The following is a 17,458-nucleotide window of genomic DNA, read 5'->3' on the forward strand; positions in this document are numbered from 1 at the left end:
ATGAACCGGCCGTACCTTCCGTCCCTGGTCCTGCGCGATTACCTGCACACCGTGGCGACCCTCCACCCGCAACTGCGCGAGCTGCTCGACTTCGGGCGTCCGGGCGCGGCCGAGGCGCTGGCGGAGCTGGCCGGCACGGTGAGCGAGTTCGACAGCGACTCCACCGGCCGGGGCGACTCGTACCGCCGCGCGCAGCGGGACACGCTGGTGCGCTGGACCGGCATGCGGCAACTGCTGGAGCTGGCCACTCCGGACGCCGCCGCGCCGGTCACCCTCATCCTCGACGTGCTCGGCGGCGACGGCACGGTGGCACGCGCCGCGAGCAGCCAGTCCGCCTGCTTCGAGTCGAAACTGGCGTTCATCACCGGCGACCTGTCCGGCCACATGGTCGACAAGGCGCTCGCGCACGGCCTGCCCGCCGTACGCCAGGCCGCGCACTTCCTGTTCCTGCGCGACGCCGGCGTGGACGCGGTGCTGCTCGCCTACGGCACCCACCACATCCCGGCGCGCCGACGGCCGCAGGCGGTGGCGGAGGCGGCCCGGGTGGTCCGCCCGGGCGGCCGGATCGTGCTGCACGACTTCGACGAGTCCAGCCCGATGGCCGGGTTCTTCGGCGAGGTGGTGCACCCGCACGCCTCCGGCGGCCACGACTACCGGCACTTCAGCCGCGCGGAGCTGACCGGCCTGTTCGCCGCGGCCGGGCTGCCGGTGCGCGTCGTCGACCTGTACGACCCGCTGATCGTGCGCGCCGACACCGCCGAGTCCGCGTACGCGGGGATGCGCGACTACGTCGGCGACATGTACGGCGTGCGGGAGTTCTTCGCCACGCTGACCGACGACGAGGTGTGGCGGTTGCTGACGCGCCACTTCGACCACACCCGCTACCTGGCCGGCATCGGCGGCCCCGGCGACGTCCCGGCCCGGCCGCTGGTCTATCGGGCCGACGGGCAGTTCGTCGCCGAGGTGCCCCGGATGGCGATCGTCGCGGTCGCGACGAGGACGGCGTGACAGTCGTGTCCGGCCCGCGCTACCTGACCGACCTGGTGCACCGGCCCGCCGGCGCCGACGGCGACCGGCCCGCGATCGTCGGCCCGGACGGCGAGCTGAGCTACGCGGGGCTGTGGGAGCGGGTCGGCGCGACGGCCGAGCTGCTGCGCCGGGCCCGCGTCGGTCCGGGTGACCTGGTCGGCCTGTACCTGCACCGGTCCGCCGACTACGTGACGTCGTTGCTGGCGACGCTCGCGGTGGGCGCGGTCGCCGTGCCTGTCGACCCCGAGCTGCCCTCCGGCCGGGCCGAGCAGATGCTCGCCCTGGCCGCGCCCCGGCTCGTCCTGTACGCCGACCGTCCGCCCACTGTCGCCGCGCCGGCGGCCACACGGTGGCGGGACGTCCGTACCGCGCGGGCCGGGTCGCCGGTCGACCTGACCGACCGCGCCGGCTGGCTGCCGCCGGAGCAGCACGCCGCGCTCGTGCTGTTCACCTCCGGCTCCACCGGGCAGCCGAAGGGCGTCGTGCTGCACCACGCCGGGCTGGTCAACCGGCTGGCCTGGGGCCACGACCGGTTCGGCTTCACCGCCGCGGACCGGGTGCTGCACAAGGCGTCGATCGGGTTCGACGCGTCGGTGCACGAGATCCTCTCCCCGCTGATCGCGGGCGGCGCCGTGGTCGTCGCCGGGCCGGGCCTGCAGTTCGACAGCCTCGGCCTGGTCCGGCTGATCCAGCGGCGGGCGGTCACCACCGCACACTTCGTACCGACCATGCTGCGGCACGTGCTCGACGAGCCCGAGTTCGCCGGCTGTGTCACGCTGCGGCGGGTGCTGTGCGGCGGCGAGGCGCTGGACATGCAACTGGTCCGGCGGTTGCGCGAGGTGCTGCCGTGCGATCTGTTCAACGGGTACGGCCCGAGCGAGACCTCGGTGAACGTGTCCTACTGGGACTGCTCCGAGCCGTACGCGGGCGGCATCGCCCCGATCGGCCGGATCATCGACGGTGTCACGGCCCACGTGCTCGACGACGACATGCGGCCGGTGCCCGACGGCGAGACCGGCGAGCTGTGGATCGGCGGCGTCGCGGTCGGGCTGGGCTACCTGCGCGACGACCAGCGGACGGCCGAGCGGTTCCGGCCCGACCCGGCACGGCCGGGCGCGCGGCTCTACCGCACCGGTGACCTGGTGCGGGTCGCGCCGCAGGGCTTCCTGGAGTTCCGGGGCCGGGCCGACGACCAGGTGAAGATCCGGGGCGTCCGGGTGGAGCCGGGCGAGGTGGCCGCCGTGCTGCGCCGGCATCCCGCCGTGCACGACGCGGTAGTGGTGACAGTGCCCGACGCCGACGCCGACGCCGACGCCGGGCCGCGCCTGGTCGGGTACGTGGTGCCGCAGCGCCGGCAGGCCCCGGCGGTCGGCGGGCTGCCCCGGTTCCCCCTGCCCAACGGCATGGCGGTGACGGCGGCGTCGCCGGACGAGGCGGTCTTCCTCTACCGGCAGATCTTCGACCAGGCGGAGTACGCGCGCTTCGGCGTCCGTGTCGGTGACGACGCTGTCGTCCTCGACGTCGGCGCCAACATCGGCCTGTTCTCGCTCTGGGCGTCGCGGCAGGCACGCGACGTGCGCCTGGTCGCTGTCGAGCCGAACCCGGACACGCTGCCCTACCTGCGCGCCAACCTCGGCCTCTACGCCGGGTCCGCGTCAGTCGTGGAGGCCGCCGTGACCGATGTTGCGGGCACCGCCGAGCTGACCTCGTTCCCCGAGCTGAGCTACCTGTCCGGGCTCGGCGCCGACCGGGCCGGGGCCGCGTCCGACCTGGTCCGCTCGCACTACCGGCGCGGAGGCGGCGACGCCGACGAGACCGAACAGGCGGCGCTGCTGGCCGACGCCCGCCGGCGGCTGGCCCCGGTGGCGCACGTGGTGCCGACCGTGACGCTGTCGGAGCTGCTGGACCGGTTCGGGCTGGACCGCGTGGACCTGCTGAAGATCAACACTGAGGGCGCCGAGCTCAGCGTGCTGCGCGGGCTGCGCCCCGAGCACTGGCCCCGCATCCGCCAGGTGTGCCTGGAGGTCGAGCGCAGCAGCGTGACCATGCCCCAGGTGCGCGAGCTGCTGAGCGCGGCCGGGTTCGAGGTGCACGAGATCGGTGACTGGAACGTCGGCGCGGACGCCGACGTCAGCTACGTCTACGCGGTGCGGCCGCAGGACCGGCCGCCGGCGGCGTCGCCCCGGGACGAGCCCGCCGACCACCTGCTGACCACCGGCATGCTCCAGGCATACCTGGCCTCGGCGCTGCCGCCCGCGATGCGCCCGGACCAGCTCGTCCTCGTCGACCGCCTGCCCCGCCTCCCGAACGGCAAGGTGGCCCGGCTGGAGCTGCCGCCGCCACCGCCCCGGCACACCGGGGCCGCCCCGGAGCCGGGCAGCGCCCTGACCGACCGGCTGCGCGAGGCGTGGCGGGCCACGCTCGGCGTCGACGCGGTGCGCGACGACGACACGTTCGTCGCGCTCGGCGGGCACTCGCTCACCGCGCTTCGGATGGCGCTGCGGGTGCGGGAGATGGCCGGCCTGGAGGTCTCCCCGGCGAGCTGCCTGCGCGCCGGGTCGTTCGCCGACTGGGTGGCCCGGATCACTGATGCGAGTCGCGATGTCAGCCCGGCCCGCTGACGCGCGGCACGTCGTCGTGGCGGGCGGCGGCCGGCTCGCCCGCTCGCTGTGCCACTCCCTGGCCGCGATCCACCCCCCGGTGCCGGTCCGCGTGACAGTGCTGGCCCGCGACCTGGACGCGGCGCTCGGCCTGGCCCGGGCCGCGCGGGTGCGCGCCACGGTCACCGGAACCCCTGTCGCCTTCACCGCCCGGCCGTTCACCGCCGAACCCGGCGCCGACCCGGGGGAGGGGTACGCCGCCGACGCCGCGTCGATGGCCCGGCTCCGCCCCGACGTGCTGGTCTGCGCCGCGTCGGCGCAGTCGCCGTACGAGCGGGCGGCGGCGCCGTCGGCCTGGACGGAGCTGATCGCCGCGGCCGGCTTCGGGGTGACGCTGGCGTTGCAGGCCGAGCTGGTGTCCCGGCTGGCCGCCGCGCTGGCCGGCGGCGCGCCGGACGCGACGCTCGTCAACGGCGCCTTCCCGGACGCGGTGAACCCGCTGCTGGCCGCGCTGGACCTGTCGGCGCTCTGCGGCATCGGCAACGTGGCGACGCTCGCCGCGTGCCTGGACGCCGCGCTGGGCCGCCCCGGGCCGCGGCGGCTGGCGGTGCTCGGCCACCACGCCCACCTCGCCGCGCCCGGTAGGGACGGCGACGACACCGCCGAGGTACGCGCCTGGCTGGACGGCCGGCCCGTCCCGGACGTCACCGGGCTGCTGGCCGACTACCGCGCGCTGCCCCGGCCGGAGCTGAACGCGCTCGCCGGACACGCCGGGGCCACCCTGGTGGCGGCGCTCGCCACCGGCACGGACGAGGTGGCGGCGAGCCTGCCGGGGCCGCTGGGGCTGCCGGGCGGCTACCCGGTCCGGTTCACCGGCGGCCGGACCGAGCTGCGGCTGCCGGCCGAGGTCTCCGTCGCGCAGGCGGTGGCCTGGAACACCGCCGCCGGACGCCGCGACGGCGTCGAGGTCGGCGGCGGCCACGTGCGCTACCCGGAACGCGCCCGGGCGGCGCTGTCGGCGTACCGGCCGGACCTGGCCGACGGCTGGCACGCGAGCGAGCTGCCCGACATCGCCGGCCGGTTCACCGCCCTGCGCGACCATCTGCGAACGGTGCCACCGGCCCGGAGTGTGTTGGAGGAATCCCGATGACCGTGACCACCCCGGCCACCCGCAACCTGATCACCGACTACTACGACGTCATCGCGTCGGCGGTGCGACAGTGCGGCGCGACCCCCGGCGACGCGCCCGGCACCCCCGGCTTCGCGCCCGGCTTCGACCTGCCCGAGCTGACCCCCGCGGTACGCGAGTTCTACGCCGCCGCCACCGTCAGCTGGTCCCCGCTCGGCGAGTACGGCGGGCACGACCTCACGATGCTCGACCTGACCGCCAACCCGGGCACCCGGACCACGAAGACGTTCGCCTCGATGGTGATCGTGGCCCGCGCTGTGGAGCACATCCGGCGCACCGGCGACCGGCTGCGCATCGTCACCCCCACCTCGGGCAACAAGGGCGTCGCGCTGCGCGACTCGGTGGCCCGCGCGTACGCGGCCGGGCTGGTGACACCGGAGCAGTTGTCCATCGTGGTGCTGGCGCCGAAGGCGACCCGGCACAAGTTCCGCCACGACGCGCTGGCCGCCGACCCGCGCACGCGCCTGCTCAACCCGCTGCTGCGGTACACCGGCGCGGACCCGGAGGGCGTCAAGGCGCTCGGCCGCGCGTTCGTCGACGAGCACGCCGCCACCGTGCACGCCAAGCACGGCGTCACGCTCTGGTACACCCTCGACCTGCGCAACTACCTGGTCGCCGACGCCGCCCGGGCCGCCTTCGAGGCCGACGTCGCGCCCGCCACCGGTGCGCGCTGGCACGCGCACGCCGTCTCCAGCGCGTTCGGCCTGCTCGGCTACAACCTGGGCCGCGACGTGCTGGAGGCGGCCGGCGAGGCGGACCCGGCCGACCGTCCCGGCTTCCTGCTCGTGCAGCACCTCGGCACGCCCGACATGGTGCTCAGCCTGCGCCACGGCTCGTTCGACCGGCGCCACTGCCCGGCGTACACCCGGGACGAGGGCCTGGGCGCCTGGACGCAGGACGCCGACCCGCGCTTCCCGGCCGTCACCGACGACCCGGCCGAGGTGCTCGACCCGACGTTCTACACCCACCGCCCGGTGACCTCCCCGGCGATGAACGCGCTCGTCGAACGGCACGGCGGCGACGGCATCGTGGTGTCGCGGCGCGAGTGCGCGCAGCGCTACCCGGTGGCCCGCGAGTGGCTGGCGAACGCCGGGCTGACGTTGCCCGCCGACCCGACCCGGCTGCGGGAGTGGTCGATCGTGATGGCGCTCACCGGCGTCTGCAACGCCGTCGACCGCGGCCTGGTGCCGGCCGGGCACCAGATCGTGGTGCACGGCACCGGCAGCTACTGCGACGACTACCGGGTCGCCGAGGCGGACGCCGAGGTGTCCACGCTCGACGCCGTCGTCGCCGCCGTCCTGGACGAGCGGTGAACCCGCCCCACCGCCCGCTCGGCCTGCCACCCGGGCCGGCCGCGCGGCTCGCCGCCCGGGCGCGGGCCGCGGGCGTCGGCCCGGCCGCCGTCGTCCTCACCGCGACGGCCCTGCTGGTACGCCGGTACACCGGCGCCCAGGTGGTGACGCTGCGGCACGGCGACGACCCGGTGACGCTCGACCTGACCGGGGACGCGCCGATCCGGGAACTGTGCCGGTCGGTACGCCCGGCGCCGCCGGGCAGCGCGGTCGACGCCACCGTGCGGGTGGGCCCCGACCTGCGCGACGTCGCTCTGTCCGGGCTGCCCGCCGACTACGCCGAGGATCTGTGCGCAGACCTGGCCGAGTTCCTGTCCACGCTGGACCCGGACGCGTCGTCGGCCGGTGTGGTGCCGTCGGCCCGCTACGAGCGGCGCCCGGCGCCGGACCGCTGGCGGCTGCACGGCGGCGACGGCGCCGAGGCCGGCCGGGTACGCGGTGACACGATCCCTGCCGCGTTCGCGGCGACGGTCGAGGCGTACCCGCAACGGCTGGCGCTGCTCGCCGACGACGCGACTGTGACCTACCGCGAACTCGGCGCCGCCGTCGCCGCGACGGCAGTGGCCCTGGCCGGGCCCGGTGATCTCGCGGCGCCGGTCGCGGTGCTGTGCCGCCACGGCGTCGCCACTGTCACCGGCATCCTGGCGGCGTTGGCGTCGGGGTCGCCGTACGTGCCGCTGGACCCGGCGTACCCGGCGGCCCGGCTGGCCGCGATGCTGCGCGACGCCGGGGTACGGGCGATCGTCACCGACCCCGTACACGAAGGGCTCGCCGTGACGCTCGCCGCCGACGCCGGGCCCGCGCTGCCGGTCGTGTTGCTGCGCCAGGGCGACCCGGGCGACCGCGGCGTGCCGGTGCCGGCCGGTCCGGCGCGGCCGGACGACCCGGCGTACGTGCTCTACACCTCCGGCTCGACCGGACAGCCCAAGGGCGTGGTGCAGAGCCACCGCAACGTGCTGTTCGGCGTCCGCAACCACGTGCGCAACTTCGCCGTCCGGCCGGACGACCGCACCAGCGTGCTCACCTCGTTCGGCTACGACATGGCCGTCACCGACACGTTCAGCGCGCTGCTGTCCGGCGCCGCCGCCGTCCCGGTCGACGTCCGCGCGCACGGCCTCGGCCACCTGACCGGCGCGCTCGCCGACCGGGGCGTCACGATCTACCACTCCACCCCTACCGTCTACCGGTACGTGGTGGCGAGCCTGGGCGAGGGCGGGCGGCTGCCGTCGGTCCGCGCGGTGGTGCTCGGCGGCGAGGAGGTCACCCGGCACGACGTGGTGCTGGCCCGGCGGTCGTTCGCGCCCGGCGTGGTGTTCGTCAACGGGTACGGCACCACCGAGATCAGCTTCGCCGCGCAGCACCACCTGCCGCCGGACGCCGAACCGGCGCGGGCAGTCGTGCCGATCGGGCACCCGCTGCCCGGCATCGAGGTGGTGTTGACAGATCCGGCCGGACGCCCGGCCTGCCTCACCGGCGAGGTGGTGGTGCGTACCCCGCACGTCGCACTGGGATATCTGGGCCTGCCGGAACTCACCGCGGCCCGGTTCACCGAGCACGGCGGGGTGCGGGCGTACCGGACCGGGGACGTCGCGCGGCGGCTGCCCGACGGCACGCTCGTCTACCTGGGCCGCGGCGACCGGATGGTGAAGATCCGCGGCTACCGGGTGGAGCTGGGCGAGATCGAGGCCCACCTGGCCGCGCTGCCCGGGGTGGCCCACGCGGCGGTGGTGGCGCGTCGCGGCGCGTCCGGCGCGGGCGAGCAGGAGATCGTCGCGTACGTGGTGCCGGTCGCCGGAGCGAACGTCGAGCCGGGACCGCTGCGGGAACGGCTGGCCGGTCTGCTGCCGGACTTCATGGTGCCCCGGGCGGTCGTTGCGGTACCGGAGCTGCCGACGGGACCGACCGGCAAGCTCGACCAGGCCGCCCTGCCCGACCCGGACGCCGACCGGCCGGCCGCCGGGGGACCGCCGTCCGGGCCGGTCGAGGAGACGATCGCGGCGGGCTGGCGCGCGGTGCTGGGACTGCCCGCTGTGGACCGCCAGGTGAACTTCTTCGAGGCGGGCGGGCACTCGCTCCAGCTCGCCCTGGTGCAGCGGTACCTGGAGGAACACCTCGGCCGCCGGGTGCCGCTGGCGCGGCTTGTGGAGTTCCCGACGGTGGCCGCGCTCGCCGAGCACCTGGCGACGGCCGGGGACGCGGGCGGCGTACCGGATGACGGTCGCCTGGCGGCGGTCGGGCGCCGGATGGCCCGCCGCAGCGCCGCGCGGGCCGGCGGGGAGGGCCGGGCGTGAGCGACGACGACCGGATCGCTGTGGTGGGCCTGGCCTGCCGGGTGCCGGGCGCTGACGACGCGCCCACGCTGTGGCGCAACCTCCTGGCCGGGTTCGACGCGGTACGCCGGACCGCCGGAGAGGGCGTGCCCGCCGGTCCCGGCTGGGTACCGGCGTTCGGGCGGCTCGACGACCTGGAGGGCTTCGACGCGGACCTGTTCGGCTATCCCGCCGAAGCGGCGGCGCTGCTCGATCCGCAGCACCGGCTGTTCCTGGAGGTCGCCTGGCACGCGCTGGAGGACGCCGGGATCGACCCGGACCGCGATCCGGCCCAGACCGGCGTGTTCGCCGGGTGCGGACCCAACCGCTACCTGCACCACCACCTGCTCGGCAACGCCGCGCTGGCGCCTGGCGCGGACGCGCTCGCCGAGGACTGGGACGACGCGCTGACCGGCTCCGGCTGCGACTACCTGCCGACGCGTACCGCGTTCGCGCTGGGACTGTCGGGCCCGGCCGTGGCGGTCCAGACCGCCTGCTCGACCTCCCTCGTCGCGGTGTGCCAGGCCGGGCAGAGCCTGCTGGACTACCGCTGCGACGTGGCGATCGCCGGCGGCGCGGCCGTCGTCTCCACCCGGCAGGCCGGATACCGCCTGCGGCCGGGCGGCCTGCTGGCCACCGACGGGGTGTGCCGTCCCTACGACGCCGCCGCCACCGGGCAGGTGTTCGGCAACGGCGCCGGCGCGGTGGTGCTCAAGCGCCTCGCCGACGCCCGCGCCGACGGCGACCACGTCCACGCCGTCCTCGCCGGGTGGGCGGTGAACAACGACGGCGCCGACCGGCCTGGCTTCACCGTGCCGGGGGTGTCCGGGCAGGCGGCGGTCATGGCGGAGGCGCTGGCGTCGGTCGGCTGGGACGCGGCCGACGTCGGCTACCTGGAGGGGCACGGCACCGGCACGCCGGTGGGCGACGCGATCGAGGTCGACGCGCTGGCCCGGGTACGCCGGGGCGCCCCCGGCCCGCTGCTGCTCGGCTCGGTCAAGGGCAACCTCGGCAACCTGGACGCGGCGGCGGGCGTGATCTCGCTGATCAAGGCCGTGTACGCGGTCCGCACCGGACAGGTGCCGGGCACCGCCCACTTCACCGGCGCGCACGGCGACGTCGACCTGGCCGCCGCGCACGCCGAGGTCAGCGCTTCGACCCGGCCGTGGACGGGGGAGCGGCGCGCCGGGGTCAGCTCGTTCGGCCTCGGCGGCACGAACGCGCACGTGCTGGTCGAGTCCGCGCCCGCCTCGCCCGAGCCGGACCGGGCCGCCGACGCCCCCGGCCCGGTGGTGCTGGGACTGTCGGCGGGCAGCCCGGCGGCGTTGCGGGAACTGGCCCGGCGGCTGGCCGCACGGCTGGCCGAGGGCGACCTCGCGGTGGCCGACGTGGCGCACACGCTCGCCGTGGGACGGCGGCGGCTGGCGTACCGGGACGCGGTCGGATGCGCCGACGCCGGGGAGGCGGTGCGCCGGCTCACCGCGCTCGCGTCGGGCGGCCCGGCCGCCGAGGACGACGCCGCCCGCTCCTGGCGTGCCGCCGGTGACCTGCCCGTGACGCCGGGCCGGCGGGTGCAGCTGCCCGGCTACCCGTTCCGGCGCACCCGGCACTGGATCGAGGCACGGCGATGAACGGTCCCGAGCTGCCCTACCCCGAGGTGTGCCTGCCCGACCTGGTCGCCGCGCACGCCCGGCGGCGTCCCGACGCCCCGGCCGTGGTGCAGGGCGGCCAGACGCTGAGCTACGCCGGCCTGGTCGGCCGGGCCGCCGCGCTCGCCGCATCGCTGCGCGCGCACGGCATCGGCCCGGACGACCTCGTCGGGGTCTGCGTCGACCGCCGTCCGGACCTGGTGGTCGCGCTGCTCGGCGTGCAGGCGGCCGGCGCCGGGTACGTCCCGCTCGACCCGGCGCTGCCGACCGGACGGCTGCGCGAGCTGTCCACCGAGGCCCGCCTGCGCGTCGTCGTGGGTACCCCCGCCACCGCCGCCGAGGCGTTCACCGGCCTGACCGTGCAGGGCGTGCCCGCCGGGACGGCGCCCTGGCAGCCGACCCCGGCGACGCTGTCCACCACGGCGTACGCGATGTTCACGTCCGGGTCGACCGGGCAGCCGAAGGGCGCGGTGATCGAGCACCGGGCGCTGACCGAGAAGGTCACCTCCATCGCGCAGTTCTCCGGGTTCGACGCGGCGACCCGGTGCCTGGCCTTCGCCTCGATCGGGTTCGACGCGTCGGTGGCCGACATGCTCGCCCCGCTCGCCGCCGGCAGCACCGTGGTGCTCGCCGGTGACGCCGAACGGGCCGACCCGGCGCGCCTCTACCGGGTCTGTGCCGGCCAGGACGTCGACGTCGTGGTGCTGCCGCCGCCGATCCTGCCGCTGCTCGACCCGGCCCGGCTGCCCGGCGTACGGCTGGTCGTCACCGGCGGCGAGGCGACCGGCCCGGAGCAGGTCGGCCGCTGGACCGCGGGTGGCCGCCGCTTCATCAGCGTGTACGGCCCGACCGAGGCGACGGTGCTGGTGACGTGGTTCGAGGGCAGCGGCGACTGGACCCGGCCCATCCCGATCGGCCGGCCCGCCGCCAACCACCGCATCCACCTCGTCGACGACGATCTGCGCGAGGTCGGTCCGGGCGAGATCGGCGAGGTGCTCGCCGGTGGACCCGGCCTCGGCCGCGGCTACCTGTCCGACGCCGCCCGCACCGCGCAGCGGTTCGTCCCCGACCCGTTCTCCGGCCGGCCCGGCCAGCGGCTCTACCGCACCGGTGACCTGGCCCGGTGGTTGCCGGACGGGAACCTGGAGTTCCTCGGCCGGGCCGACCGGCAGGTCAAGATCCGCGGGCAGCGGATCGAACTGGGCGAGGTCGAGGCCGTGCTGCGCCGCCACCCCGATGTCGACCTCGCCAACGTCCAGGTCCGCGTCGGCCCCGGCGGCCAGGAGCTCGTCGCGTACGTGGCCACCGGCCTGGACGTGACCGAGCTGCGCGCCTACTGCGCCCGGCTGCTGCCGCCCGCCGCCGTACCGGCGCGGATGCACACCATGGCCGCGCTGCCGATCACCATCAACGGCAAGATCGACACCGAGCGGCTGGCCGCGCTCGACACCGCCGGATCCGCCCCGGCGCCGGGCGGCGAGGCGCCCGCCACCGACACCGAACGCCTCGTCGCGCAGGCGTGGGCGGCGCTGCTGGACGTGCCGGCCGTCGGCCGCGACGACGACTTCTTCCACCACGGCGGACACTCGATCACTGCCATGCGGCTGGTCGCCGACCTACGTGAACGGCTGGGCCGGGACCTCGCGATCGAGGACGTGCTGGTCGGGCGGACGCCACGCGGCATCGCCGCCCGCGCCGACGCCGCCGCCGGAACCGGCCCGGCCACCGCCGTCCGGGGACGGCCACCGGCTCCGTCCCCGGCGCAGCAGCGGCTGTGGTTCCTCGACCGCTACTTCCCGGCCGCCGCGTCGGCGTACAACGTCGCCTTCGCCGAACGGCTCACCGGCCCGCTCGACGTCGCGGCGCTCGCCACCGCGCTCACCGCCGTCGCGGACCGCCAGCAGATCCTGCGCTGGCGCATCCCGGACCGTGACGGCGTCCCGTACGCCGTCGCCGACCCGTCCACGCCGGTGCCGCTGCCCGTGCGCGAGCTGCCCCCGGGCACGGACCTCGCCACCCACCTCGCGGCGGGCGCGGCGACACCGTTCACGCTGGCCACCGACACGCTGTGGCGGGCCGAGCTGATCCGCACCGGCGCCGACGAGCACGTGCTCGCCGTCTACGCCCACCACGCCGTGTTCGACGGCTGGTCCCAGTCGCTGTTCTACGCCGACCTCGCCACCGCGTACCGGGCCGCGCTCGGCGACGGGCCGCCGCTGCCGCCGTTGCCCGCCACCTACGGCGACTACGTCGCCTGGCGCGCCGACCGGGCCCGGCGCCGCGCCGAGGCGGACCTCGACTGGTGGCTGGAGCACCTGACCGGGGCGCCGGTGGTGGTGCAGCTGCCCGGGGGACGGGACCGGCCCGCCGAGCAGACGTACACCAGCGCGACAGTGAGCACCCGGCTGGACCCGGCAGCCACTACCGCCCTGACCGACCTCGCCGCCGGGCTCGGCGCGACCCCCGCCGCCGCCGTGCTCGCCGCGTTCGCGCTGGTGCTGGCCCGGCGCACCGGCCTGGCCGACCTGGTCGTCGGCACCCCCACGGTGGACCGGCGCGTCGCCGACTTCGAGCCGATGGTCGGCTTCTTCATCGAGATCGCGCCACTGCGGCTGCGGCAGACCCCCGGGGCGGGCTTCGCCGAGCACGTCCGCGCCGCCTGGGAGGAACTGCTCGCCGCGCTCGCCCACCCGGAGGCGCCTGTGGAACGCGTCGTCGGCGGCCTCGGGCTGGGCGGCCTGCTGGACCGCAGCCCGCTGGTGCAGGTGCTGTTCAACATGTACACCTTCGACGAGCCCCGGCTGGACCTGGCCGGGCTGACCGACGAGCCGGTGCCGGTGCCCGCGCCCGGATCCCCGTTCGACCTCACGCTCTACGGCGTCACCCGGGACGGGCGGCTGCGCGTGGAGATCGTCTTCAATCCGGACGTCTACGGCGAAGCCCTGATCGCGGCAGTGCTCGGCGACGTCGAGCGGCTGCTGCGAGCCGGCGCCGCCGACCCCCGGCGGGCGGTGTCCGAGCTGCCCGCCTTCACCGCCGTCCCGGCCGGGACACCGGGTGACGTGCCCCGGGCCGTCCGCATCACCCGGACCGTGGGCCGGGCGAGCGCGACCGCCGCACGCCCGGCCACCGCCACCGAGCGGCAGATCGCGTCGGTCTGGTGCAACGTGCTCGGCGTACCGGAGGTGGCGGCGACTGACAGCTTCTTCGACGTCGGCGGCGGTTCGCTCGCCGTCGCCGTCGTGCAGCGGCAACTCAACCGGCTGCTCGGCACGAACCTGCGGGTCGTGGACCTGTTCCACCACCCGACAGTCCGTACGCTCGCGGCGCACCTGGACAGCGTCCGGGCGTCGTCGCCGGCCGAGGACGCCGAGGACGAGGCGGTGGCCCGGGCCGCGCGGCGGGGCGCCGTGCGCCGTCAGCGTGTGCAGCGCCGCCCGGCCGTGGAGGACGATCAGCGGTGACGCATCTGGTTCCCCTCGGTGACACCGGCTGGTCGGTGTGGCGCGACGTGCTGCTGCGGAGCGCCGGGTTCCCCGCCGACGGACTGGACCGCTTCGCCGCGCCGGACTGCGCCGACGCCGCCGACCGCCACCTCGCCGGTGACCTGGACGCCTCCGCGTTCAGCGCCGCGTACGCCGACGCCACCCGGGCGTCCTCGGCGGCGGTGTGCGAGGTCGCCGCCGACCCGCTGTTCCGGGAGGCCGTCGCCTGGCAGAACCCGGAGGCGCTCGTCGCGCTGGACGGGCTGCTCCGCGACGGCCCGGACGCGCCCCGCAACGTACGCCGCCGGGGCCGGGAGAACGTCGTCGCCGGGTACTGGCAGCGCTACGTCGCCAAGTGCGAGACCATCGGCTTCTTCGGGCCGGTGTGCTGGGGAACCGTGGAGCCAGGCCCGCCCGGCGTCGTCGCCACATCCGGCCCCGGCCTGCTCCGCCGCCGCGCCGTCCAACTCGAGTACTGGGCGCTCGCCGCGTACGCAAACCGCCTGGCGGCGGATCCGGAGGTGCGGCGATGGCTGGCCCCGGCCCGGGCGCCGCACGTGCACCTGGACGGGCGGGTCGTGCACCGGCCCGCCCAGCGCCCGGCGCCGGTGTCGCTCACCGAGTCGACCGCGCTGCTGCGGTGCGACGGCATCCGCCCGGCCCGGGACATCGTCGACGACCTGGTGGCCGACCGGCAGACCGGCGTACGCCGGGCCGAGGAGGGCTTCCTGCTGCTGGCGCACCTGGTCGAGCGGGGCCTGCTGCGCTGGGACTTCGACCTGCCACAGGGGTTCGTCGCCCAGGAGTGCCTGCGCGAGCGGATCGAGGCGATCGGCGACCCGGAGTGCCGCAAGGAGGCCCTCGCCGGGCTGGACCGGCTGGCCACCGCCCGCACCCGCGTCGCCGACGCCGCCGGTGACCCCGCCGCGCTGGCCGGCGTGCTGTCCGCCCTGGACGCCGAGTTCACCGCGCTCACCGGGCTGCCGCCGCGCCGCCGGGCCGGGCAGAACTACGCCGGGCGGGCGCTGTGCCACGAGGAGACCGTCCGCGACGTGGAGCTGACCGTCGGCGCCGGAGTGCTCGACGCACTCGCCCCGGCGCTGGACCTGCCGTTGCGCGCGGCGCGCTGGCTCACCGCCGAACTGGCCACGGCGTACGGCGACGCGCTGCGCGACCTGTACGCCGATCTGAGCGGCGACGGGCCGGTCCGGCTCGGTGACCTGTGGTTCGTCGCCCAGGGGCCGCTGTTCGGGCCCGGTGACCGGCCCGTCGACCGGGTCGCCGGCGAGTTCGCCGCCCGCTGGGAACGGGTGCTCGGGCTGGCCGATCTGCCGGCCGGGGCGGCGCGCCTGGACCTCGGCTCGACCGAGCTGGCGCCCCGGGTGGCCGAGCAGTTCCCGGCGACCCGTCCCGGGTGGAGCGCGGGCCGGGTGCACAGCCCCGACCTGCAACTGTTCGCCGAGTCACCGCAGGCGCTCGCCGCCGGCGAGTTCGGGGCGGTGCTCGGCGAGCTGCACGCCGCGTACGCCACGTTCAACGCCGAGCTGTTCACGCACTGCCATCCCGACCTGGACCGGCTGCGGCGCGCGTACGCGGCCGACCTCGGCACCGGGCGGCTGCGCCCGCTCTACCCGGTCGACTTCCCCCGCGTCGGCGGACGGCTCTCGGCGTCCCTGTCCGGGCCGGACGACTACCGGCTCGCGTTCGCCGACGCGCCGGGCGCCCCGCGGGACCGGCTCGTGCCGGCGAACGCGGCGATCGTGTCCGAGGTGGACGGCGTGCTGGTGGCGACCGGGCCGGACGGCGCGCGCTGGCCGCTCGTGGAGGTGTTCTCCGACCTGATCGCGGTGCACGCCGGTGACGCGTTCAAGCTGATGACCGACCGCCCGCACAGTCCTCGGATCACTGTGGACCGGCTCGTGCTCCACCGGGAGACCTGGCGCACCACGGTCGGGGCGTCGGGTCTGACGGACGCCGCCGACCAGGCGCAGCGCTACCTCGCGGTACGCCGCTGGCGCGCGGCGCTGGGCCTGCCGGAGCGGGTCTTCGTCCGGGTGGCCACCGAACTCAAACCCGCCTACGTGGACCTGACCAGCCCGCTCTACGCCAACCGGCTCTGCCTGCTGCTGCGCGCCGCCCGGCGGGCCGAGGGCGACGAGGTCACTGTGACGGTGTCGGAGCTGCTGCCCGCGCTCGGGCAGGCGTGGTTGCCCGACGGCGCGGGCCGCCGCTACGTCAGCGAACTGCGCCTGCACATCAGCGATTCGGCCGAGGCGGAGGTCATGGCGTGACGAACGAGACAGTGGAGCCGATCGCGATCGTCGGGCTCAGCCTGCGCGTACCCGGGGCGTCGTCGGCGGAGGAGTTCTGGCGCAACCTGGTCGTCGGCGCCGAGTCGCTCACCCGGTTCGGCCGGGCGGAGCTGCTGGCCCAGGGCGTCGCCGAGGAGCAGCTCGACGACCCGGCGTACGTGCCGGTGGCGGCCGTGCTCGACGGGGTCGACCAGTTCGACGCGGAGCTGTTCGGGATGAGCCCGCGCGACGCGGAGCTGACCGACCCGCAGCAGCGGCTGTTCCTGGAACACGCGCACGCCGCGCTCACCGACGCGGGCTGTGACCCGGCCCGCTACGACGGCGAGATCGGCGTCTACGCGGGCGGCAACGCCGACCTGTACCAGTGGCTCAACGTCCGGCGGAACCCGCAGGCCCTCGCGGACGCGGGCGAGTTGCGGGTGTCGCTCGGCAACAAGCCCGACTACCTGGCCAGCACGGTGGCGTTCCGGCTCGGCCTGCGCGGCCCGGCCCTGACCGTGCAGACCGCCTGCTCGTCGTCGCTCGTCGCGGTGCACCTGGCGAGCGAGGCGCTGCGCAGCGGCGAGTGCGACACGGCGCTGGCCGGTGGCGTGTGCGTGGAGCTGCCGCACGCCGTCGGGTACGTCGCCGACGAGGGGTACACCTCCGCCGACGGGCACTGCCGCCCGTTCGACGCCCGCGCCGACGGCACCGTCTACGGCAGCGGCGTCGGTGTGGTCGTGCTGAAGCGGCTGTCCGACGCGCTCGCCGACGGCGACGACATCCGGGCGCTGATCATCGGCAACGCGGTGAACAACGACGGCTCGACGAAGGCGAGCTTCACCGCGCCCAGCGTCACCGGGCAGGTGGAGGTCGTCACCCAGGCCCTCGCGGTTGCCGACGTTCCCCCGCGCTCGGTCGGCTACGTCGAGGCGCACGGCACCGGCACGGTCCTCGGCGACTCGATCGAGATAGCGGCGCTGAGCGCGGCCTACGGGCGGCGCGCCGCCGAGCGGGGCTGGTGCGGCGTCGGCTCCACGAAGGCCAACATCGGTCACCTCAGCGCGGCCGGCGGCGTGATCGGCCTGATCAAGACCGTGCTGTCGATGCGGCACCGGCTGATCCCGCCCAGCATCAACCACGACCGTCCGCACCCGGACATCGACATCGAGGCGAGCCCGTTCTACGTCGTGTCCACGCTGACCAAGTGGGAGCCGGAGGAGCAGCGGCCGCTGCGGGCCGGGGTCAGCTCGCTCGGTCTCGGCGGCACGAACGCGCACCTGGTGCTCCAGGAGGCGCCGCCGCGCGTACCCCCGGCGCCGGACTCCGGGGGCGGTGAGCTGCTCCAGGTGTCCGCCGCGACCCCGGCGGCGCTGGCCGCGGCGTGCGCCCGGCTGGCCGAGCGGCTCACCGGCGAGCCCGAGCTGGACCTGCGGGACGTGGCGTACACGTTGCGGGACGGCCGGCCGGCCTACCGGCACCGGGCCGCGGTCGTCGCGGTGGACCGGGCCCGGGCGGCCGCGGCGCTCACCGACCCGAAGCGCCGGGCCGGCG

General features: G+C 76.2%; 9 protein-coding genes (1 of these 9 only partly in view). All 9 read left to right on the forward strand.

Features of this window, described 5'->3' with window-relative positions; genetic code table 11:
• Tightly spaced (each overlapping or abutting the next), the 9 genes in view from FHU28_RS16755 to FHU28_RS16795 form a layout consistent with a single transcriptional unit that may run on beyond the window.
• On the forward strand, nt 1-1,008 hold the full coding sequence (locus FHU28_RS16755; protein WP_184685276.1) for a methyltransferase domain-containing protein: 1,008 nt from the start codon (nt 1-3) through the stop codon (nt 1,006-1,008).
• Entirely contained in the window at nt 1,005-3,650 is a 2,646-nt protein-coding gene (locus tag FHU28_RS16760) for a non-ribosomal peptide synthetase (RefSeq protein ID WP_311773601.1), read from the forward strand. The genes FHU28_RS16755 and FHU28_RS16760 overlap by 4 nt, the downstream gene beginning before the upstream one ends.
• Nucleotides 3,631-4,779: a potassium transporter TrkA gene (locus FHU28_RS16765; protein ID WP_184685278.1), complete on the forward strand. Its 1,149-nt coding sequence runs from the start codon at nt 3,631-3,633 to the stop codon at nt 4,777-4,779. The genes FHU28_RS16760 and FHU28_RS16765 overlap by 20 nt, the downstream gene beginning before the upstream one ends.
• The gene (locus tag FHU28_RS16770; protein ID WP_184685280.1) at nt 4,776-6,131 is read left to right on the forward strand and encodes a DUF6002 family protein; all 1,356 of its coding nucleotides are present in this window, start codon (nt 4,776-4,778) and stop codon (nt 6,129-6,131) included. Before FHU28_RS16765 ends, FHU28_RS16770 begins: the two co-directional genes overlap by 4 nt.
• On the forward strand, nt 6,128-8,461 hold the full coding sequence (locus FHU28_RS16775) for a non-ribosomal peptide synthetase (protein WP_184685282.1): 2,334 nt from the start codon (nt 6,128-6,130) through the stop codon (nt 8,459-8,461). The genes FHU28_RS16770 and FHU28_RS16775 overlap by 4 nt, the downstream gene beginning before the upstream one ends.
• The gene (locus FHU28_RS16780) at nt 8,458-10,110 is read left to right on the forward strand and encodes a beta-ketoacyl [acyl carrier protein] synthase domain-containing protein (protein ID WP_184685284.1); all 1,653 of its coding nucleotides are present in this window, start codon (nt 8,458-8,460) and stop codon (nt 10,108-10,110) included. Before FHU28_RS16775 ends, FHU28_RS16780 begins: the two co-directional genes overlap by 4 nt.
• On the forward strand, nt 10,107-13,592 hold the full coding sequence (locus FHU28_RS16785) for a non-ribosomal peptide synthetase (protein WP_184685286.1): 3,486 nt from the start codon (nt 10,107-10,109) through the stop codon (nt 13,590-13,592). Before FHU28_RS16780 ends, FHU28_RS16785 begins: the two co-directional genes overlap by 4 nt.
• Complete coding sequence (locus FHU28_RS16790; protein WP_184685289.1) at nt 13,589-15,904, forward strand: lantibiotic dehydratase; 2,316 nt, start codon at nt 13,589-13,591, stop codon at nt 15,902-15,904. The genes FHU28_RS16785 and FHU28_RS16790 overlap by 4 nt, the downstream gene beginning before the upstream one ends.
• A protein-coding gene (locus tag FHU28_RS16795; protein ID WP_311773602.1) for a type I polyketide synthase crosses the window boundary here: on the forward strand, nt 15,901-17,458 show its start. 2,798 nt of this gene lie beyond the right edge of the window; the window shows 1,558 of its 4,356 coding nt (coding positions 1-1,558); the start codon lies at nt 15,901-15,903; its stop codon lies beyond the right edge, outside the window. The genes FHU28_RS16790 and FHU28_RS16795 overlap by 4 nt, the downstream gene beginning before the upstream one ends.

It is taken from the genome of Micromonospora echinospora (genome assembly GCF_014203425.1).
In the GTDB taxonomy this organism is placed as follows: Bacteria; Actinomycetota; Actinomycetes; order Mycobacteriales; family Micromonosporaceae; genus Micromonospora; species Micromonospora echinospora_A.

Excerpts from the sequence above, each read along its gene's own strand:
- FHU28_RS16770 (WP_184685280.1), top strand. The coding sequence starts at position 4,776 with ATGACCGTGACCACCCCGGCCACCCGCAACCTGATCACCGACTACTAC.
- FHU28_RS16765 (WP_184685278.1), top strand. The coding sequence starts at position 3,631 with ATGTCAGCCCGGCCCGCTGACGCGCGGCACGTCGTCGTGGCGGGCGGC.
- FHU28_RS16785 (WP_184685286.1), top strand. The coding sequence starts at position 10,107 with ATGAACGGTCCCGAGCTGCCCTACCCCGAGGTGTGCCTGCCCGACCTG.
- FHU28_RS16755 (WP_184685276.1), top strand. The coding sequence starts at position 1 with ATGAACCGGCCGTACCTTCCGTCCCTGGTCCTGCGCGATTACCTGCAC.